The sequence below is a fragment of the Cloacibacterium caeni genome (genome assembly GCF_907163105.1).
Lineage (GTDB): Bacteria > Bacteroidota > Bacteroidia > Flavobacteriales > Weeksellaceae > Cloacibacterium > Cloacibacterium caeni_A.
Map to the genome: position 1 here is coordinate 1,945,055 of NZ_OU015321.1, position 22,459 is coordinate 1,967,513.

General features: G+C 33.7%; 14 protein-coding genes. 8 read left to right on the forward strand and 6 right to left on the reverse strand.

What is annotated here, in order from left to right:
- Positions 1–19: 19 nt before the first annotated feature.
- The 6 genes from KKQ76_RS09040 to KKQ76_RS09065 all read left to right on the forward strand — a co-directional run bounded on the left by KKQ76_RS09040 (position 20) and on the right by KKQ76_RS09065 (position 11,147).
- Complete coding sequence (locus KKQ76_RS09040) at positions 20–3,049, forward strand: choice-of-anchor L domain-containing protein (RefSeq protein ID WP_213196832.1); 3,030 nt, start codon at positions 20–22, stop codon at positions 3,047–3,049.
- 46 nt (positions 3,050–3,095) lie between these two features.
- Entirely contained in the window at positions 3,096–7,268 is a 4,173-nt protein-coding gene (locus KKQ76_RS09045; RefSeq protein ID WP_213196833.1) for a T9SS type B sorting domain-containing protein, read from the forward strand.
- Positions 7,269–7,367: 99 nt separating this feature from the next.
- A complete protein-coding gene (gene guaB, locus KKQ76_RS09050; protein ID WP_069798834.1) occupies positions 7,368–8,828 on the forward strand; it encodes an IMP dehydrogenase in 1,461 nt (486 codons plus the stop codon).
- Between the two features lie 97 nt (positions 8,829–8,925).
- A protein-coding gene (locus KKQ76_RS09055) for an IS3 family transposase (RefSeq protein ID WP_213195791.1) occupies positions 8,926–10,193 on the forward strand; the annotation gives its coding sequence in 2 pieces (ribosomal slippage) (positions 8,926–9,265 and positions 9,265–10,193; 1,269 coding nt in all).
- Positions 10,194–10,261: 68 nt separating this feature from the next.
- Positions 10,262–10,759, forward strand: a complete 498-nt coding sequence (locus tag KKQ76_RS09060; protein WP_213196834.1) for a hypothetical protein — start codon at positions 10,262–10,264, stop codon at positions 10,757–10,759.
- 16 nt (positions 10,760–10,775) lie between these two features.
- Positions 10,776–11,147, forward strand: a complete 372-nt coding sequence (locus tag KKQ76_RS09065; RefSeq protein WP_213196835.1) for a DoxX family protein — start codon at positions 10,776–10,778, stop codon at positions 11,145–11,147.
- 18 nt (positions 11,148–11,165) lie between these two features.
- Here KKQ76_RS09065 and KKQ76_RS09070 read toward each other — a convergent pair whose 3' ends face one another.
- The 5 genes from KKQ76_RS09070 to KKQ76_RS09090 form a co-directional block, all read right to left on the reverse strand.
- Entirely contained in the window at positions 11,166–12,389 is a 1,224-nt protein-coding gene (locus tag KKQ76_RS09070) for an L-lactate MFS transporter (protein WP_213196836.1), read from the reverse strand.
- Positions 12,390–12,484: 95 nt separating this feature from the next.
- Positions 12,485–13,576 carry a DUF4407 domain-containing protein gene (locus KKQ76_RS09075; protein WP_246501376.1) on the reverse strand — a complete coding sequence of 364 codons (1,092 nt, stop codon included), beginning with the start codon at positions 13,574–13,576 and terminating at the stop codon, positions 12,485–12,487.
- 456 nt (positions 13,577–14,032) lie between these two features.
- Positions 14,033–14,587 (reverse strand): crossover junction endodeoxyribonuclease RuvC, encoded by a 555-nt coding sequence (ruvC, locus tag KKQ76_RS09080; RefSeq protein ID WP_213196837.1) that lies wholly within the window; start codon positions 14,585–14,587, stop codon positions 14,033–14,035.
- A gap of 37 nt (positions 14,588–14,624) precedes the next feature.
- Positions 14,625–15,674 (reverse strand): hypothetical protein, encoded by a 1,050-nt coding sequence (locus KKQ76_RS09085; RefSeq protein ID WP_213196839.1) that lies wholly within the window; start codon positions 15,672–15,674, stop codon positions 14,625–14,627.
- A gap of 112 nt (positions 15,675–15,786) precedes the next feature.
- On the reverse strand, positions 15,787–16,842 hold the full coding sequence (locus KKQ76_RS09090) for a fatty acid desaturase (protein ID WP_213196842.1): 1,056 nt from the start codon (positions 16,840–16,842) through the stop codon (positions 15,787–15,789).
- A 104-nt stretch (positions 16,843–16,946) separates the two neighbouring features.
- On the opposite strand from KKQ76_RS09090, the gene KKQ76_RS09095 reads away from it, so the two are divergent.
- Positions 16,947–17,867 (forward strand): MBL fold metallo-hydrolase, encoded by a 921-nt coding sequence (locus KKQ76_RS09095; RefSeq protein ID WP_213196844.1) that lies wholly within the window; start codon positions 16,947–16,949, stop codon positions 17,865–17,867.
- Positions 17,868–18,008: 141 nt separating this feature from the next.
- Positions 18,009–18,932: a T9SS type A sorting domain-containing protein gene (locus KKQ76_RS09100; protein WP_213196846.1), complete on the forward strand. Its 924-nt coding sequence runs from the start codon at positions 18,009–18,011 to the stop codon at positions 18,930–18,932.
- Between the two features lie 70 nt (positions 18,933–19,002).
- Here the strand turns inward: KKQ76_RS09100 and KKQ76_RS09105 are convergent, their stop codons facing one another.
- A complete protein-coding gene (locus KKQ76_RS09105) occupies positions 19,003–22,383 on the reverse strand; it encodes a methylmalonyl-CoA mutase family protein (RefSeq protein ID WP_213196848.1) in 3,381 nt (1,126 codons plus the stop codon).
- Positions 22,384–22,459: the final 76 nt, after the last annotated feature.

Genomic DNA, 22,459 nt, shown 5'->3' on the forward strand with positions numbered 1-22,459 from the left:
TGCTGTCCATTTTATAAAAATGAATTCGTCTAAGAATCTTAGTTTCATATTATTACTATTCATCACGTTCATTAATGCTCAATACATTAATGTAAACACTTCTTTTACGGCAAATGACTTAGTTGATAAGCTTATTGGCACCAATAACACTTGTTTATCTGTATCTAATGTTTCAGTAACGGGTTACAATTCTGGCGGAATAAAAAGTTATGGATATGTAAATGCCAATAGTTCTGGATTCGAAATAAGCGAAGGAATTCTTCTTACTTTTGGAGATGCTGCCAATTCTCCTGGTTCATTTACAGGAATTCAAAGTTTTGGAAATAATTCTGGATGGAATGGAGACAATGATTTAGAAACTGCTGCAGGAATTTCTAGTACTACTAATGCGACTATTTTGGAATTTGATTTCATTCCCAATACCAATAAAATTAGTTTTGATTACATGTTTCTTTCGGAACAGTATTTAAGACAAGGCGATCCTGGAACTTGCGGTTATACAGATGGATTTGCATTTTTAATTAAAAAAACTACTGACACCAATTATAAAAATCTTGCTCTAGTTCCTAACACCAATATTCCTATCACTTCTGAAACGGTAAGAGGACCAGGTGGAAGATGCCAAGAAAGCAACTCACAATATTTTGGACATTATAATCCTAATGGAAGTCCCACAAGTTTTAACGGACAAACTGCTATTCTCACCGCAGAAACAGACGTAATTCCCGGTACTAAATATCACATAAAACTCGTTATTGCAGACCAAGGAAACGGTTTATACGATTCTGGAGTGATTCTAAAAGCAGGAAGTTTTGTTGGCAGTAAAGATTTAGGACCAGACAGATTGATTTCAACCAACAATCCGCTTTGCGAAGGAAGTACTTTAACTTTAGATGCTACTGTTTTTGGCGCAACGTATCAATGGTATCAAAACGGAAACATATTAACTGGAGAAACTTCTGCAACTTATACTGTAACTTCGGAAGGCAGATATGAAGTAAATATTTCATCTTCTAGCTGTAATTTAAGAGGCTCTATAACAATAGAATACATTGAAAAAGCTAAAGTAGCCCCAAAAACTTTCACGAATTGCGACACTAATTTTGACGGAAATATTCCAATTAAATTAGATGACTTAAATGCTACTATTATTACCAATTACAAACCTGAATTTGTAGTAAAATATTATCAAAATTTAACAGATGCTACTCTTGGTAACGCCAATACTTTGCCCAATAATTGGTCATACAATACAGACACTACCATTTATGTAAGGGTAGAAAATGGTGTTTGTGCTCCAGAAATTCAACCTATTCAATTTATTTTCGGGAATAAAATTTCAGTTACCAATTATTCTACCACGATTTGTGATGGTGATTTTAACAATACAGAAGCGGTAAATTTAGCGACTTATTTACCTCAACTAACCTCAGAAACAGGCTATACTCATCAATTTTATCTTACCAAAAATGATGCAGATTTAGAACAAAATCCTATTGCTTCTTCACAGAATTTAACCGCAGCTACTACTTTCTATGTAAGAATCAAAAAATCTGGAATTTGTGATAATATTGCAGCTCTTACGCTTAATTTCGGGCAACCCAATAAATCTACTACACTTCCAGCTCAAGTTACCGTCTGCGAAGGAAGCACCACCATATTAGATGCAGGAACTGGTTTCTCTTCTTATCTTTGGAGCAATGGAGCCACAACTCAAACCATTACTGTAGGAAAAGGAGATTATTCCGTAGTTTTGACTTCTCCAAATTCGTGTACTTTTACTCAAAATGTAAAAGTTGTAGAATCTCCAAAAGCGATTGTAGATATTTCTAAATTCAATACTACCATTTGTGACCAAAATTTAGATGGAACCATTGAAGTAAATCTCAACAATGTTACTTCTGCAATTCTTCTAAATCCAGGAATTTACAGTCTAAAATATTATGCAAACGCTACAGATGCAAATGCTGGAAACGCGAATGTTTTAAATACTTCTTGGTCATTTTCCACAGACACAACTATTTTTGTAAGGGTAGAATCTGATTATTGTCCTGCTCAGATTTATCCTCTAGATTTCAAATTTGGGAATAGAGTAACGGTCTTAACTTCTACTCTTTCTCAAGAGGTTTGTGATGATGATTTAGATGCCATAAAATCTGTAAATCTTAAAACATTTGAATCTTTCTTTACCACAGATAGCACTGTCTCTATCACTTATTTCAACTCTGAAAATGATGCCAAAAATAATGTTAATCCTATTTCGAGCACTCAAAATATTACTTCAACCGGAACTTATTTCTTAAGATTTGAAAAAACAAATTCTTGTCCGAATTGGGCCAAAATTACCGTAAATATTAAAACGCCAAAAGCGTCAACTTCTCTTCAAAATGTAGAAATTTGTAAAGATGCGACGTATAATTTAGATGCAGGAACCGGATTTGACAGTTATAAATGGAGCACTGGTGAAACTTCTCAAACGGTTACCAAAGGTATTGGGGAGTATTATGTTGATTTAGAATCGAATGGTTGTATTTATAGACAAAATGTGAAAATCATCGCTGCGTCTGAACCTACTATCGACAGCGTGATAGAACAAGGTAACAGCATTACTGTAAATGTTTCGGGAGGAACTGCACCTTATGAATATTCTTTAGACCAAATCAATTGGCAGACTACTAATATTTTTTACAATCTCAATAGAGGCGTTCAGAAAGTATACGTAAGAGACAATAAAAAATGTACCATTAAAGAATATGAATTCTCCATCATTAAGCTGCTAAATGCCATTACTCCAAATGGTGATGGATTAAATGACACCCTAGATTACTCAGATTTACGCGTAAAAAAAGAGGTGAAAATTCTCATTTTTGACCGTTTTGGAAAGAAAATTTTCAGCAATGAAAATTCTACCAGCTACATTTGGGACGGAACAGAAAATGGAAGACCTCTTCCTAGTGGTTCATATTGGTATATTTTAGAATGGACAGAACCCGATACTGGCATTAAAATAAATAATAAAGGTTGGATTCTTCTAAAAAATAGAAATTAAAATTCTCCCGAAAAAAAACATTACATTTGTTAAGTTTTTTTAACAAATGAAGAAATTATTTACTTTTTTACTATTCTTATTTTTCATCACGAAAAGTTTCGCTCAATTTGATACTGAACACTGGTTTGCACCAATGGCAGATGCTTCTAATGGCTCAGAAGCTCAACAATATATTTATGTTTCCACTAATGAATCTACTCCTTTTAAAGTAGACATCTACAACAATAATATCGTCATAGGAACCATCAATAATCTGAGCAAAGGAAGTCCTCAGAAATTTTATATCCCCAGAGAGTATATTATCACCAGTAATAATATAGAAATCAATGCAAAAGCTACCTTAGGTTTACACCTGGTAGGAGAAAAAAAATTCTTTGCCAATTTAAGATTCTCTGTATTTAACCACGCCGAAATTCTCACTTCTAAAGGTAAATCTGCATTAGGAAAAAACTTCTATATAGGAATGGGAGAACAATACAATCCTAATAATGCAGCTAATAGAAATGGTTTAAATGCTATAGCGAGTGTAATCGCTACAGAAAACAATACTACGATAAAACTTAGTGGTTACAATAAAGATGTTATCTTTTCAGACGGAACTACTGATGATGAAAAAACCATCATTCTTGATAAAGGTGAATCTTATATTTTTGAAACTCGTGTTTCTGATGGAATCCCAAATTTAGACGGCCTTATTGGTGCAAACATAGCTGCTGACAAACCCGTTTCAGTTACCAATGGAAATTTCCTTAGCCTTGCAGAGAACAAAGCGAATTATGATATTATAATGGACCAATCTGCTCCTACAGATCGATTAGGGACAGAATATGTTGTATTGAAAGGTAACGGAACTGCAAATGGATTAACCAATGGTTACACGGAAAAATCCCTTGTTATTGCCACTGAAGACAACACTGAAGTTTACGTAAATGGTTCTACCACACCTATTACTACTCTTAGCAAAGGACAATTTTATTTCATAAGAGGGAATTTTTATAATCCTAGTGGCAACATTTATAACTTGTATATTAAATCTACAAAACCTATTTATGTATATCAGTTTTTAGCAGGAACTGATGGAGCCGATGGAACTCCAGAATTTGCGACGGGCGGTTTCAATTTTATTCCAGCACTTAGCTGTTATCTTCCGAGTAATATAGATGAAATAGGTTTTGTAAGTGAAATGCCATATCGCTCTTATTTTGAAAATTATTATAACACAAAACTCAATATTATTACCGAAAAAGGAGCAACAGTTTCTATCAACGGAACTCCAATTAACTCCAGTTATGGACCATTTGCGTTAAGTGGAAACTCTGCTTGGGAAACTTATGTAGTTCCCAATGTTTCGGGAAATGTTACTATAAAATCTACAAGATCTGTTACTGCGGGAATTGCTGCTGGTAATGGTGCAGTAGGTTACGGTGGTTATTTCGCAGGATTCAATTCCGTTCCCATTATTTCCAAAGGAGGCGATTGTGAAAAAGGAAATGTAACACTAGAAGTAGATAATACTTATGATGGTTACCAATGGTATTATAATGGAAATCCTTATACAGGATCTGGAGCAAACACCTACATCATCACTCCCACAGAAAGTGGAGATTACTACGTAAAAATTACCAAAGCCAGTTGTGGAAGCCTTGACTCTCCTATTTTTAAATTTCAAAGATGTCCTTTTAAAACGACATTAGCGATAGAAGTAAGCGACTGCGCTCCTACCTATAAAATCACACCTAAATTTTCTACATCTACCCAAACTATAGATGTTAGTTCTATAAAAATTACAAAAGCTCCATCTTATGGAACTGCTACTATAGATGCTACTACAGGCGAAATAACTTATACTTTAACGGATACTACTGTAATTTCAGATACTTTTACCTATTCTTTTTCTGGCACAGACCCTAATTATCCAGATACAGAATTTGTAACAGTAAATATTATTGTCAATAGATTAAAAACCATTACTGGTGAAGCGCTTGCTTGTATTAAACCTGATAAAACAGGGGATTTTGACCTTACACAAGCCAAAGTTTCTAATGACACAAACATTACCAAGGTAGAATATTTTGAAAATTATGATGCCGCAACGAAAACTTTCTCTAATCCAATTGCTAATTTCACCAGCTATAACTCTGTGCCAAAAACCATTTATGCAAAAGTGACAAACAGCTATGGTTGTACAGAAATGGCAGAGATAAATTTGAATTTTTATCCTATTCCAAATATTGATACGCTAAAATTTGATTCTACTTTATGCGATACTGATTTTGACGGACTTTACGAACCAGATTTCGATGAAATTTCTAAAACCATTGTAAATAATTCAGCAGATTTTGACATTTATTATTTTGACAATCCAGCGTTTAATTTCCCTGCGTTACCAAAAAATTGGACTTACACTACACCAACCCGAGTTTACATTTTAGTAGCTTCTAGAAATGGCTGTACCAATGCAACTGGCTTTTTGGATTTCAAAATTGGTGACAAAATTTCGGTTACAGACGCTACTTCTCAAATTTGTGATGGCGATTTTAACAATACAGAAGCGGTAAATTTAGATACTTATTTACCTCAACTTACATCAGAAACTGCTTATACACACCAATTTTATCTCACCAAAAATGATGCAGATTTAGAACAAAATCCTATTTCTGCTTCACAGAATTTAACCGCAACTACTACTTTCTATGTAAGAATCAAAAAATCTGGAATTTGTGATAACATTGCTGCTCTTACGCTTAATTTCGGGCAACCCAATAAATCTACTACACTTCCTGCTCAAGTTACCGTCTGCGAAGGAAGCACCACAACTTTAGATGCAGGAACTGGTTTTACTTCTTATCTTTGGAGCAATGGAGCCAGAACTCAAACAATTACTGTAGGAAAAGGAGATTATTCTGTAATTCTGACTTCTCCAAATTCGTGTACTTTCACTCAAAATGTAAAAGTTGTAGAATCTCCTAAAGCTATGGTAGATGTTTCTAAATTTAATACTACCATTTGTGACCAAAATTTAGATGGAACCATCGAAGTAAATCTCAACAACGTCACTTCTGCAATTCTTCTAAATTCTGGAATCTATCGAGTTAAATATTACACAAATATTACCGATGCAAATACTGGAAACACGAATATTTTAAACAATTCTTGGTCATTTTCTACAGACACAACTATTTTTGTAAGGGTAGAATCTGATTATTGTCCTGTTCAGATTTATCCTCTAGATTTTAAATTTGGAAATAGAGTAACTGTCTTAACTTCTACTCTTTCTCAAGAGGTTTGTGATGATGATTTAGATGCCATAAAATCTGTAAATCTTAAAACATTTGAGTCTTTCTTTACCACGGACAATAGCGTTTCCATCACTTATTTCAACTCTGAAAATGATGCTAAAAATAATGTCAACCCTATTTCGAGCACTCAAAATGTTACTTCAACGGGAACTTATTTCTTAAGATTCGAAAAAGTAAATTCTTGTCCGAATTGGGCAAAAATTACCGTAAATATTAAAATACCAAAAGCTTCGACTACTCTTCAAAATAAAACAATTTGTAAGAATACAACTACTGTTGTAGACGCTGGTACTGGTTTTACCTATTACAAGTGGAGCAATGGAACTGAAGGTGCTACATTACAAACCGCTACTTATGGAGTAGGAACGCATTATGTAGAACTTACTTCTACAAATGGTTGTATTTACAAGCAATCTTTTACGATTTCCGAAGCAGTAGACCCTGTAATTGACAGTGTGATAGAACAAGGAAACAGCATTACCGTAAATGTTTCTGGTGGAACTGCACCTTATGAATATTCTTTAGACCAAATCAATTGGCAAAAATCCAATTTCTTTGATAATTTAAGACGTGGCGTGCAAAAAGTCTATGTACGAGACGCTAACATTTGTACTCCTATAGAATATGAATTTTCCATTATTAATCTTATCAATGCCATTACTCCAAATGGTGATGGAATAAATGACGTACTAGATTACTCAGATTTACGAGTGAAAAAAGACGTGAAAATTTCTATTTTTGATAGATTTGGGAAAAAAGTGTACTCTAGTGAAAAACAATCCAATTACATTTGGAATGGAACAGAAAACGGAAGAAGTATCATCACGGGAACATATTGGTATGTTTTAGAATGGACAGAACCTGATACCAACACTAAGATTACTTATAAAAACTGGATTATTGTAAAAAACCGAAATTAATACGACACAAAGCTTCCTAAAATTTAGGAAGCTTTTTTATTAAGAAAATTTAATTTTCATGATTAAAAAAAAACGTTTAATTTTGCAAAGAAAGTAAAGATGTCTATTCACAACAAAATCGTAGAAACCGCCATCACCTTTGATGATGTGCTTCTTATCCCTTCTTACTCAGAAGTTTTACCCAATCAAGTTTCTCTTAAATCTAGAATTTCAGACAAAATCACGCTAAATGTTCCTATCGTTTCCGCAGCGATGGATACGGTTACAGAAGCAGATTTGGCTATTGCTATTGCCAGAGTTGGAGGTTTAGGTTTTATTCATAAAAACATGCCTATTCCAGAACAAGCTGCACAAGTAAACCGTGTAAAACGTTCAGAAAACGGAATGATTGCTGATCCTGTTACGCTTTCTAAAGATCATACTTTAGCTGAAGCTAAGGAACTTATGGCGAAATATAAAATCTCTGGACTTCCAGTAGTAGATACAGACAATAAATTAATTGGAATCATTACCAATCGTGATGTAAAATATCAAGAAAATCTTTCTGCAAAAGTAGAAGAATTGATGACCAAAGAAAATCTTATCACTTCTGATAAATCTACCAACTTAGAGCAAGCCAAAGAAATTTTGCTTAAAAACAGAATAGAAAAACTACCGATTGTAGATTCAGAAAATCATTTGGTAGGATTAATTACCATAAAAGATATAGACAATCAATTAGAATATCCTCAAGCCAATAAAGACCAAAACGGAAGATTAATCGTAGGAGCTGGAGTTGGTGTAGGAGATGACACAATGACTAGAGTTGCAGCATTAGTAGAAGCTGGTGTAGATATTATCGCAGTAGATTCAGCGCATGGTCATTCTAAAGGTGTTCTCGATAAAATTACAGAAATTAGAAATGCTTTTCCAGATTTAGATATTGTAGGCGGAAACATTGTTACAGCAGATGCAGCTGAAGCTTTAATCAAAGCTGGAGCGAATGTTCTAAAAGTAGGAGTTGGCCCTGGTTCTATCTGTACTACTAGAGTTGTTGCAGGTGTTGGTGTTCCTCAACTTTCGGCAATTTATAACGTTTATGAAAAAGCTAAAGAATATAATGTAGCCGTAATTGCAGATGGTGGAATAAAACTTTCTGGTGATATTGTAAAAGCTATCGCTTCTGGAGCTGGCGCAGTAATGCTAGGTTCACTTTTAGCAGGAACGGAAGAAGCACCAGGTGAAGAAATTATTTTCCAAGGTAGAAAATTCAAATCTTACCAAGGAATGGGAAGTCTTTCTGCCATGAAACGTGGCGGAAAAGAAAGATATTTCCAAAGTGAAGCCAAAAAATTTGTTCCAGAAGGAATCGAAGGAAGAGTTCCATACAAAGGAAAATTAGAAGACGTAATCTTCCAATTGACTGGTGGAATTAGAGCTGGAATGGGTTATTGCGGAACAAAAGATATCGAAACTTTACAAAAAGACGGAAAAATGGTGATGATTACAGGTTCTGGATTGAAAGAATCTCATCCTCACGATGTAATTATTACGCAAGAAGCTCCGAATTATTCACTATAATTCTTAGAAACTTTAAAATAGAAATCTCTCAAAAATTTTTGAGAGATTTTTTTATATCTGTCTTGTCTTGAAAAAAGTTGACTAAAAATTAGATAATATGTCAACAAAAAAGAAAATTTCAAAAATTCCAATTGCCCCACAAATTTATAGCGAAGCATTTAAACGTCAAGTTGTAAGTGAATTTGAGAGGGGTTTATTTACTAAAGCAGAACTTCGAAGACGTTACAATATTCAAGGCAATAGTTGTCTACCAAGATGGTTAAAAAAATATGGTAAATTTACCTATGAAGATAAATTAACTATTGGTCGTCCTATGAAAGATCCTCAACAACAGCGTATAAAAGAGCTAGAGGCTCAATTAGCAAAAAAAGAAGAAGAATTAAAAGTATTCAAACGATTTATTGAAATAGCTGAACGTGAGCTTAAAATTGATATTGTAAAAAAGTCTGGTTCCAAGCAGTTGAAGAAATAAATGTAAATAGTTCATTGACTATTTATGAGTTATGCGAACTGTTTGGATACACAAAACAAGCATTTTACAAGCGAAAGTCAAAGGTAAAAACGCCTAAATACAACTCAGAATTATTACGAAGTTTAGTAGTTACTATTCGTAAGCAATTACCCCGAACAGGTGGCAAGAAACTTTATGTAATGTTACAAGATGAATTTATAAAACATCATATATCAATTGGTCGGGATCATTTTTTAGATTTTTTAAAAGCAGAATATTTACAAGTACCTAAAGTTCGAAGATATTACAAAACAACAAACTCAAGACATTGGATGAAACGCTATCCAAATTTAATTAGCAATTTTGTACTTAACAGACCTGAGCAAGTTTGGGTTGCTGATATAACTTATTTACGAACAAAAGAGAAAACATACTATTTGCATTTACTCACTGATGCTTGTTCCAAGAAAATCGTTGGTTATCAACTGTCAGATAATTTAATGAGTTCAACTACAGTAAAAGCTTTAGAAATGGCTTTGATTAACAGGGAAACAAAAAATCAACTCATTCACCATTCTGATAGAGGTTTACAATATTGCAGTAAAGAGTATACCGAATTGTTAAAGAAAAACAATATTTTAATTAGTATGACGCAAGAATACGACCCGTATGAAAATGCAGTAGCAGAAAGAGTAAATGGAATTTTAAAAGAAGAATTTGGTTTACATGAAATATTTGAAAACTATCAAAATTTAAACAAACAAGTTACACAAGCCATAACTTTATACAACAATTTTAGAATACATATGTCAATTAATATGATAACTCCAAACCAAGCGCATCAACAAAAAACAATACAATTAAAACAATGGAAAAAAATAAATCGTAACAGAATTAATTCTGCTACGATTTAACTATATTTGAATTATTAACGAGTCAACCTTTTTTAGGACAACTCAATCTTTACTAAAAACTTATAATTATGTTTGAATTAATTTGGGGAATATTAAACTTTGTTTTAATCTTCTATTTACTTTACATCTTACTTTACTCTGTAAAACTAATAAAAGAAAAGTTTGGAATTTTTGCTTCATTTATTTTTGTCATCGGTATAATGTCTTTTGCATCACCAGAAAATAAAGAAAAGGATTCAAAAGAATTTCCTGTAGAGGAAAAAGTAAATTCTGAAATAAACAAAATAAGTGGTTTTAAAAATATTAAAATAGATAAGCAAATTGCTACATCAAAAAATTTATTCATTTATTTTAAAAACACAAATGGAAGCATCGTTCCCGTCAAATATTCAAGTACTTATGAAGGTTTTGTTTCTGGAAAACATTGGGATGTTTCTGATATTAATTTAACAAAAGTTCAAAATAATACATATAGTTATAATGTTGATGGAACTCTTAAATGGAGAATTTTTGGATTAGAATTATATTCACAACCAAAGTATTATTTTGGAACAGTAAATTTTTAACCCAAAACTTAAAATTATGAAAACAGTTTACAACATTTTATGCATTCTCTTCGGAGTGGGAATGATTATTTTCGGGGCAAATAAATTTTTCAACTTTATGCCAACACCAAAACTAACCCCAGAACAACTAGAAATGTTCGGTGCTTTTGGCAAAATTGGTTGGTTAATGCCTCTCATTGCGATTACAGAAATTGTAGGAGGACTTTTAGTATTACTTCCAAAAACGAGAGCAGTTGGCGCATTAGTTATGTTACCAATTATTATTGGGATTTTAGCGCATCATTTTCACCATGATCCTGCTGGAATTGTTCCAGGATTGGTTTTCGCGGTGATTTTACTTTGGATTTTGTGGGAAAACAGAAAAAAATATGCTCAACTGATGAACTGATATTCTAAAGCTCAATTTTTATTGCGCTTTTTTATTTTTCACAAAAAACGATAATCCAATTCCCAAAGCTATTAAAACCAAAGCTACTTTATAGGCATATAATCCTGCATCTTCAGAGAAATGGTCTTTCATGTAAGCGGTAATTTGAGGTCCTAAAATTCCTCCAACTCCCCAAGCTGTAAGTGCTGCTCCGTAAACTATCGGCATCAGTTTTGTTCCAAAAAAATCTTTGATTAAAGAAGGTAAAGCGCCGAAACCTCCTCCATAATTCAGTAAAATCAAACAAACACCCACAGAAAATAGAACAGGAGATTTAATAAAAATCAAGGAAGCAAAAACGCCCATTTCTATTAAAAGTAATAATCTGAAAGTGGTTACTCTTCCTAATTTATCTGAAATACTTCCCCAGAAAAATCTTCCTAAACCATTAAATAATGCACTGATTGCAATTAAAGTAGCTCCACTTTTTTCTAGCGTTGCGGTGTCAATATTTACGTTTTCGGCTTTCAATAAGTCTTGTAATAATGGAGATTGAAACGAAATAAAAATCATTCCTGCAACTACATTAAACATGAAAATCAACCAAATGAAAATAAAATTTGGAGAGAGAATTTCTTTGCTAGCACTTAATTTTTCGGCTGAAATTTCTGTAGTTTTTTCTTCTACTGGTAAATTTAGAAAATTGGCAAAAAACGGTAAAAGCACCAAAAGAGTAATTCCAATTGCAAGAAAAGTTTTGGCTAAATCTTTTTCAAAATATTCTAAAAAAATCGGGGCGAGAAGTTTCGACATGAGCAATGCGCCCAATCCAAATCCCATTACCACCATTCCAGTAACCAAACCTTGTTTGTCTGGAAACCATTTAGAAACCGTAGCAACTGGCGTTACATAAGCCAAACCTAAACCAATTCCGCCCACAATTCCATACCCGAAATACAGCAACCACAAACTCTCGTTTTGCAAAGCGAAATAAGAAATAATATAACCAAAAGAGTAAAGAAATGCTCCTATTAACGCTAATTTTCTCGGCCCAAATTTCTGTAAATTTTGTCCGCCCCAACTTGCAGTTACCCCCAACATGAAAATGGCTAAACTAAATGCCCAAGCTGTTTCTGAATTGCTCCAGCCAAAAGTTTCGGAGACGGTTTTCTGGAAAAAACTCCACGCGTAAACTGTTCCTAAACACAGATGTACTAAAGTCGCCATTACGGCAATAAACCATCTTTTTCCCGAATTCTGCATAGCACTTTTCATATATAATTTGACGATGCAAAATTATCACTTGAAAAATCTTCCAGAAATTTTATGTGGCTGAATTATCGCAGGTTTTCAAAATTTTATTTACCTAAATTATTTTTAAAATCCTCTATTCTAAAATCTGTAGCGGCATTTCCTTTTTCTATTTTTTCTTTAGAATACAGTCGGTAATCGTTTTCGGTTTTATCGAGAAGATAATCATAAGGTCCAACTGAGGAAATTAATTTTACCAAAACAGGCGAAATTTCTAGCGTAATAAACATCATCATAATTAAAAATGACGCAAGAGCCATAATGGAATTAGTGTCTCCCAATTCAGAAAGCGCTTGTAATCTCGCAGCAAAACCATCAAATTTATTTTCTGCTTGTTCAGAATTTTTCTGTTCGGTTTGTAGATTTTGATACACACCAGAAATTTGAGAATCCAGATATTTCAATCTCGGCTCCATTTGTTTTTGGTAATTTTCTAAATCTTTTCTGCGTTGTTCTTTCAATTCAGATTTTCTTTTAGCATTCGTTCCGAAGCCAACTTTTCCTGAAGTTAAACCCGTTTTTGTTCCTAGAATTTCTTTTTCTAACTCCACCGCAGCAGAATCGTAAGAAGCTTGATATGTGGCAATTTGTTTCTGAATTTTCTGTTTTTCTTCTGCAAAAGGACCAGATTGTTGCAAAATTCTACCGTTCATGGTTTTCTGCAATTCGGTTTTATTTCTTTGAATAATGGTATTGAGTTGCTTATTGACTTCTTTTTCAAAAATTTTCAATTCCAAAGGCTTTGAAATCACAATTCCAAGAAAAGTTGCCAAAATCAAACGCGGAACTGCCATGAAAAATTGATTCCAAAAACTACCCGTTTTTTTGATGGAAGAGACAATATATCTATCGAGATTAAAAATCATGAGTCCCCATAAAATCCCAAATCCAGAGGAAATCCAAACATCTTCGAAAACGGTAAACATGGCATAACTTGCTGAAAGTGTAGCAAAAACAGCAGTGAAAAGTACAATTCCGCCAATTCCTGCGTATTTATTCCATTCGCTGGGCGATTTTTGTAAAATATGAATATTAGAACCAGAACACATCATCAGAAATTTCTGAAATCCGTTCATTTGGTGATACATTCCATTTTTGGTAGGAATATTTCTATCTGGAGTTTGCGTTTTATTTTCCATAGGAATATTTTTTGATTGGTCGAATAATAACGCAACAATGTTACGAATAGTATTAGGTTTTACCCAGTAAAATGATTGTAAAACTATTTTACAATTTTATTTGACTGAATGTCTGTGGTTTATAAATTTAATTTACAATTTTCGTTTTTTAAATTTTATAGAAAATGGCGCGAGCGTAGCGAGCGTCAATTGTTTTCAAAATAAAGAACATTTTCAAAATTCCCCAGTCATTGCGAGGAACGAAGCAATCAAGGGTAGATTCAAAAATTTATAACTTTTGAAGACTTGGTAGTTTAGAAAAGTGAAAAGAAAAACTTCCCGTGAAATTTAGCCCCGATTGTAGTATTTGTTTGAGCTCTTTTTATACAATTTTCGTGGAACTTGCTTTGGCTAATTGTATAAAAAAGCGAGTGCAAAAAGCGGGTCTGTAGTTGTAGAAAAACGGAATCGTGTTGCTTACTTAATTCTATCAGGATTTTGTTTTAAAAAACTTGCCCAACCGGTGTAATTTTTATCATTTTCAGGTTTTCCTAGATTGAAACTGTGACAAACCGCCACTGCTAAACCATCAGAAGCATCTAGATATTTGGTGGGAAATTCTTTCATCGCAAGAAGATTTTGTAGCATTCCTGCTACTTGTTCTTTGCTGGCGTTTCCGTTTCCCGTAATCGCCATTTTTACTTTTTTGGGAGAATATTCGGTGATAGGAATATCACGATGAAGACTTGCAGCCATTGCCACACCTTGAGCTCTTCCTAGTTTGAGCATAGATTGCACGTTTTTCCCGAAAAATGGAGCTTCTAGCGCAACTTCGTCTGGATGAAATTCATCAATCAAGGCTAAAGTTTTGTCAAAAATCCTTTTGAGTTTCGTTTCATGATTGGGTTCTTTTTTCATTACCAATTCTTCGATGGCAATGAGTTTCATTTTTCCTTTATGAACAGAAATTATTCCGAAACCCATTACAGAAGTTCCCGGGTCTATTCCCAAAATGATTTTTTCGGCTTGCATAAAGCAAATGTAGAGATTTTTTTCTTTAGAAATAAAGCTATCTCACGTTAGAATTTTTATAATTTCTAATTACGAAATTGAGTCCAGTTTCTAGAATTTCGCCCATAGATTCACATTTTTTAAACTGAATACTATAAGTAAGTTTGTGCAATCCTGCTTTCAATTCTTCTACATGTTCTGGTTTAGAAATCTCATCTCTTTTCATAATTTCTAACAAATGAGGCAACCTTCCGTCTGTACTGGCGCGTTTAGCAATGGCAGAACGAACTTCTTTTCGGTATTGTTCTATGGAATTGGGTTTAAGTCTATCATAAACCATTTCTACCATTTTTTTATTTTCTTTGAAATATTGAGGCAGATAAATTTTGAGATTTCCTTCGTAGCATTGTTGGTCAAAATCAATCGGACGAATTCTATACACCACTTGGTCAAAATCATGTGCAGGAATCACCACGTAATTGTAAGAACGCATATCTCCGAGTAAACCTATAAGACATCTTTCGTTAAATTTCACAAATTCTTTGGCAATTTGAGCTTTTTCTTGAGGTGAACAAAGGTCTAAATGCTTTTCTATAAAGACATCTCCAGGAATTCCTAAAATATGTTCCTCAATTAAAGTGTCTTTGTACAAAAGGAAATTAATACGATTTGGAGACAAAATTTCTTCTAGTTCCAGTCCATAAATCCTAGAAGCATCTGCTTTTTTAATGTAAAAATTGGTATAATTATCATTCAGAATATTTCTTACTCTAATTCTGAACGGTTTAGAATTCCCAAACGTACAAAAATGAATAGAATCTACCTTCAAAAAAGGGAGTACATCTACATCTCCATCAGAGTGTAAAAGCGTGTAAATTTTATTAAGATTGGCTTCGATTTCGGCGTGTTCAAATTCTGGGTAATACACATTGAGCCAAAGTGTGTCCTTGCCTTCTTTATCATGAACAGGCATATAATCTGAAAAACGCAATAAATCATCATAATAAAATCTGATATTGGTAAGTCGATGATTTTTTTCCAAATAATCCATCAATTCTGGATTTACGGGATACATTGGTTTTCTGAATTCTATTTTTACGTCTTTCATCCTCCTGAATTTGTCTTTTCAAAGATACAAAATCTTTTGTAGAGCTTTTCTTTAACCTCAACAAAAAACCTCCAAGAAAATCTTGAAGGTTAAAATATACTGTAATGTATTTTTAAGCTTTTACGGGAATGGTTTTCAGTTGTCTGAAAGTAATCATTCTGTAATTTTCTTCGTCCCAGAGTGTATAAAATGCATATTTAATACTGCTTAATAACGTAATAGTCGTCACATATTTTTGGAAAATTGGATTCTCCTTGCTGCATTTTTCTAATTTATAGAAAGGAACTTTCGGAGCCAAATGGTGAATGTGATGATACCCAATATTTCCTGTAAAAAAGTTGAAAATTTTTGGCAATTTATAATAAGAACTTCCTTTAATTGCTGCTAAAAGATATTGCCAATCTTCTTTCCATGCTTTGTAATTTGGGTCGTGCTGATGTTGCATGTAAAAAAACCAAATCGCCGTAAACGCAAACGTGATAAGGATAGGAATATATAAAAGTGCCAATTTTTTAAAACCTTCGATAAGGTCAAAAGTCGGCAAACTTAAAATCACTCCTAAAATGGCAAAAAATCCTAATAAGTATAAATTGGTTCTCAACAGTGTTAAACGCTCTTTTTCCCAACCTTTAAATTTGATAAAAGGAATTCTGTTGTGAATAAAAATGTAGTAAATCGGTCCCAAAACAAACATTACAGGAACGGAACGATAAATTCTGTATTTAATCTTTCCCCAATTAGAAAGTTCGTTGTATTCTCTCACCGTCAACAAAGTAACATCTCCGATGGTTCTGGTATCTAATTGACCTTGATGTGCGTGATGATGATTATGAGAACGCGCCCAATATTTGTAAGGAATACACGTCATCAAACTCATTAGAAATCCTGTTCTATCATTTTTAGTTCTGTCCGGAAAAAAAGATTGATGTCCGCAATCATGCTGAATAATAAAAATTCTGGTTAAAAATAATCCTGCCAAAAAGCAAATTCCTAAAGCGCCCCAAAATTGAAATTCATAAACTATGGCTGCCGCTATAAAAAGCAAACCGAAAGGTAAAACCGTTTTCCAAACCTCTTTTCTTGCTAATTTTACTTCAGGTGTAGCATAAGGTTTGATGAGTTCCTTCCAGTTTTTTAAGTCGTTAATGATGTTTTGTTCTCCTCTCATTTAATTATTATGTTAAAAAGACAAAGATATTATTCTATGAATAAAGATTATAAATTTTAAGACTATTTAACGTATAAATAATTAAATTCGTGAAAAATAATATCATGAATCGCAAAGAATTTCTTACCACTTCTCTTGGCGCAACTTTAGGCGTTGCTATTTTACCTCAATTATGGTCTTGTACTTCTCAGAGAACTGTTTTTGAAGTTTTAAAATCTTCAAAAGGGGACATTTCTAAAATAAGAGGAAATGTAAGCAGTTTCACCAATCGTGGCGGAACCGTAGGTTTGTTAGAAACCAAAGATTCATTTGTAGTTATTGATTCTCAATTTCCAGATTTTATTCAACCTTTAATTGACTCTATTTCTCAAGTCAAAGGAAAACCGATTGAGTTTCTTTGCAACACGCATCATCACGGAGATCACACTGCAGGAAATTTCGCTTTTAAAGATTTGACTCAAAAAATTGTGGCACAAAAGAATGTTCCAGAATTGCAGAAAAATGCAGCAGAACTCGCTAAAAATGTAGACAAACAAGTTTACGCCAATATTTTATTTGAAGACCAATATCTTATCAAATCTGGTGGAGAAAGAGTAACCGCTTATCATTTCGGAGCGGGACATACATTTGGAGATGCAATGTATCATTTCGAAAAAGACAATGTGGTTCACATGGGAGATTTAATGTTCATCAACATGATTCCTGTTTATCGCGTAAAAGATGGTTCTAATTTTAGAAGTTGGATTTCTGTTTTAGAAAAAGCTATTTCTACTTTTGATAAAGACACTTTATTTATTTTCGGACATGCTCCAGATAAATCTTTAACCAAAGGAAATCTAGAAAATCTCACCGAAATGAGAAATTTCTTAGAAGCAAGCGCAGATTTTATTAAAAAATCTCTCGCCGAAGGAAAAACCACAGAACAACTTACTAAAAATCTAGTAATTCCAAAATTTGAACACCGAAAAGCCATGAACAAAGATTTCACCAAAACCTTTGTAGAAGGAATTGCAAGTCAGTTGTAAAATTTACCAATTTTCAGTGCAAAATATTTATTGAAAAGTTTAATTATATAATGATTCTTGTCATGTTTATTTATTAATTGCAGCATGTAAGTTGAACATTTTGTTTAATAGTTTGTAACTTTAAATACCAATTTTACAAACATGAAAACAAAATTATTTTCTCTGATTTTAGTGTTGGTTTTTTATTCTTTACCTTCTCAATTCTTGGTAAATGACAGTTTTGAAACTGATGCTTTAGGAACTTTACCTTCTGGTTACACCATTAAATATAACGGAACAGGAACTGCAAATCAAAAAGTGGTAAATACTGTAGTGAAAAATGGTGCACAATCTCTACAACTAGAAGGAGCAGGTAGCTGGTCTGCGGAACTCTATAGAACAATTACTTTTCCACAATTGGTAACGGTAGAAACTTTTATTAATGTAGATTTAGCCGCAAATGGCCTTTCTGCGGGAATTGGAATTGGAGATTTAAACATAGGAACTTGGGGAACTAGAGTTTCAAGATTAGAGTTTACAAGTTCGGGAGGAATTAGACAAATTGAAATCACTTCTTATAAGGGAAGTTTTGGCCCTAGATATTTGTTAATGGTTAATTACCAACCTAACACTTGGTATCACATCAAAATTGAACATAATTTAAACACCAAAAAAGCCAAAGTATATATCGATGGAAATCTCATGACGGGAAATTACAACAGTCAAGATTATACAGAATTTGATTTAGAACCTACCGTTACTCCTATACATTTACAATTGTTAGCAGGAAATGCAGGAACAGCTAGAGCAATGTTTGATGATGTAAAAGTTTATGTAACCTCTGCTTTATCCGTAAATGATATTCCAAAAAATGAAGGCTATTTATATCTTTCTGAATCTCAAAATGAATTAATACTCAAAAACTTAAAAACGCCTCTAGAATACAACCTTTACAATGCTTCTGGCAAACTTATTAAAAAAGGAGAAATGAAAAATACTTTAAACATATCTGAGCTTCCAAAAGGAGTTTATATTTTCACTTCTTCGGATGCATCTTTTTCAAAGAAATTTTTGAAAACAAAATAGAATAATCCTTACAACAAAAAAATCTCCAGAAAATTCTGGAGATTTTAAATTTTTGGAAGCCGAACTTCGGCTACATATTCCTTCTATATTTCCCGCCCACTTCGAAAAGTGCGTTGGTAATTTGTCCGAGGGAACAATATTTTACTGCTTCCATCATCACTTCGAATAAATTTTTCTGATTAATGGCAGCCAATTGAAGTTTCTGCAACCATTCTTGTGTTTTATCTTCGTTGGATTTTTGGAAATTCTCTAAATTCTGAATCTGCAATTGCTTTTCTTCTTCAGTAGAACGAATTACTTCTCCTGGTAAAACCGTTGGCGAACCATCTTTTCCGAGGAAAGTATTCACGCCAATAATTGGATATTCTCCCGTATGTTTCATCCATTCATAATGCATCGATTCCTCCTGAATTTTAGAACGCTGATACATGGTTTCCATTGCTCCTAGAACTCCGCCTCGTTCTGTAATTCTGTCAAATTCTGCATAAACTGCTTCTTCTACCAAATCCGTCAATTCTTCAATAATGAAAGAACCTTGAAGCGGATTTTCATTTTTCGCTAAACCTAATTCTTTGTTGATAATCAACTGAATTGCCATTGCTCTCCTCACAGATTCTTCGGTTGGTGTAGTAATTGCTTCATCATAAGCATTGGTATGCAGCGAGTTACAGTTGTCATAAATTGCGTACAACGCTTGAAGCGTAGTTCTGATATCGTTAAAATCAATTTCTTGTGCGTGAAGTGAACGACCAGAAGTCTGAATGTGATATTTCAACATTTGGCTTCTTTCATCAGCTCCATATTTAAGTTTCATTGCTTTTGCCCAAATTCTTCTCGCTACTCTACCGATTACCGCATATTCTGGATCAATTCCGTTAGAGAAAAAGAAAGATAAATTCGGTGCAAAATCATTGACATCCATTCCTCGGCTCAAATAATATTCCACATAGGTGAAACCATTTGCCAATGTAAATGCCAACTGAGAAATTGGATTTGCGCCAGCTTCGGCAATATGGTAACCAGAAATAGAAACCGAGTAGAAATTTCTCACTTTATTTTGAATGAAATATTCCTGAACATCGCCCATTAATCTCAAGGCAAATTCCGTAGAGAAAATACAAGTATTTTGTGCTTGATCTTCCTTCAAAATATCTGCTTGAACTGTTCCACGAACCGTTGCAATAGTTTCTGTTTTTATCTTTTGATACGTTTCTGCATCTACAATTTCATCACCAGTTAAACCTAGAAGTTTTAAACCCAATCCGTTATTAGACTCTGGCAAATTACCGTTATAAGCTGGTCTTTTTAAGCCTTTATCATCGTATTTTTCTTTCAACTTTGCCTCGACCTTGTTCTCAAACTCTGCCTTAACCTCTGCCTCAACCTGATTAATATATTTTTCTACGTTTTGGTCGATGGCTGCATTCATAAAAAATGCCAACAACATTGGAGCTGGACCGTTAATCGTCATCGAAACTGAAGTCAATGCATTGATTAAATCAAAACCAGAATATAATTTTTTAGCATCATCTAAAGTCGCGATAGAAACTCCCGCATTTCCAATTTTTCCGTAAATATCTGGCGGGTAAGCAGGATCTTGACCATATAAAGTCACAGAATCAAACGCTGTAGAAAGTCTTTTCGCAGGCATTTCCGCAGAAACGTAGTGGAATCTTCTGTTGGTACGTTCTGGACCGCCTTCTCCAGCAAACATTCTGGTTGGATCTTCACCTGTTCTCTTGAAAGGATAAATTCCCGAAGTGTAAGGAAACGCCCCTGGAACGTTTTCCTGACCTTTCCAACGGATTAAATCGCCCCAATCTTGGAATTTTGGCAAAGCAATTTTTGGAATTTTAAGATGCGAAAGTGATTCGTATTTGGTTTCTACCTTAATTTCTTTTCCACGAACTAAATAAGAGAAACTATCTTGTTGCATTTCTTCTTTGAAGTGATGCCAACCTTGAAGGAACAACCTGTTTTCCTCCGAAAGTTCTTTTTTAGTTTTTAGGAAAACTTTTTCAAGTTTATCAGTAGTATGTTCATCATCTGTAATCAGTGCTTTAGCACCATCGATAAGGTACATTTTCTTAGCAATTAGCGCTTGTTCCTCAACTTGTTTATCGTAATTTTTATTATTGTCTACGATTTCAGAAAGATAACGAACTCTTTTCGGTGGAATAATGGTAGATTCTTCCGAAACATTTTGTTCTTCGTATGATTTTAGATCTAATGAAGTGAATTTAGCATTTACTTTTTCAACCAATGCATTGTACAAAGCGGTAGTTCCCCAATCGTTAAACTGACTTGCCTTCGTAGAAAAAACCGGCATTTCTTCTAATGGCGTTTCCCACAAATGGTGGTTACGCTGAAACTGTTTTCTCACCGCTTGAATCGCATCTAAAGCTCCTCTTTTGTCAGATTTATTCAATGCGATTAAATCTGCATAATCTAACATATCAATTTTTTCTAACTGAGTAGAAGCACCATATTCTGGCGTCATTACATACATAGAAACATCTGCAATTTCAGTAATTTCTGAACCAGACTGACCAATTCCCGAAGTTTCTAAAATAATAATATCTGGATTTGAAATCTTCAAAACATCTAATGCAGAATGAATGTAAGGCGAAACCGAAACATTGTTCTCACGAGTTGCCATAGAACGCATGTAAACTCTAGAATCATTGATGGAATTCATTCTGATTCTATCACCAAGAAGCGCACCTCCTGTTTTCTTTTTACTTGGGTCAACAGAAATAATCGCAATTTTTTTATCTGCGTTTGCTCTTAAAAATCTACGCACCAATTCATCTGTTAATGAAGATTTACCAGCGCCTCCAGTTCCTGTAATCCCGATGATGGGAATATTGAAATGTTTTGCTTTTCCTTTTAATGCTTCCACCAATTCTGGTTTCTCATCTGAGAAATTTTCAACGGCAGAAATTACTTGCGCAATAGATTTAGCATCTTCAAATTTGATATTTTCGATATCAGAAACGGTGATATTTTCGCCTGTAGCAAAATCAGATTTTTGAACTAAATCATCAATCATTCCTTGCAATCCCATTTCTCTACCATCATCTGGAGAATAAATTCTGTCGATTCCGTACTCCATTAAATCTTTAATTTCTTCGGGAAGAATTACTCCACCACCTCCACCAAAAATTTTGATTTGAGGAGAGTTCTTCTCACGAAGTAAATCATAGATGTATTTAAAATATTCATTGTGACCGCCTTGATAAGACGTAAGTGCAATAGCGTTTGCATCTTCTTGAATAGCACAGTTTACTACTTCTTCTGCGGATTTATCATGACCAAGGTGAATAACTTCGCATCCTGTTCCTTGAATCACTCTTCGCATAATGTTAATGGCAGCGTCGTGTCCGTCAAAAAGTGAGGCTGCTGTAACTACTCTTACCTTATTGTTAGGTTGATATTTTTGGGTTTCCATAAATAACTTTTCGATAGGTCTCAAAGATAGAAAAATCCCGAGAATTGAAAAATTAAGTATTTTTGTAAAAATTTTA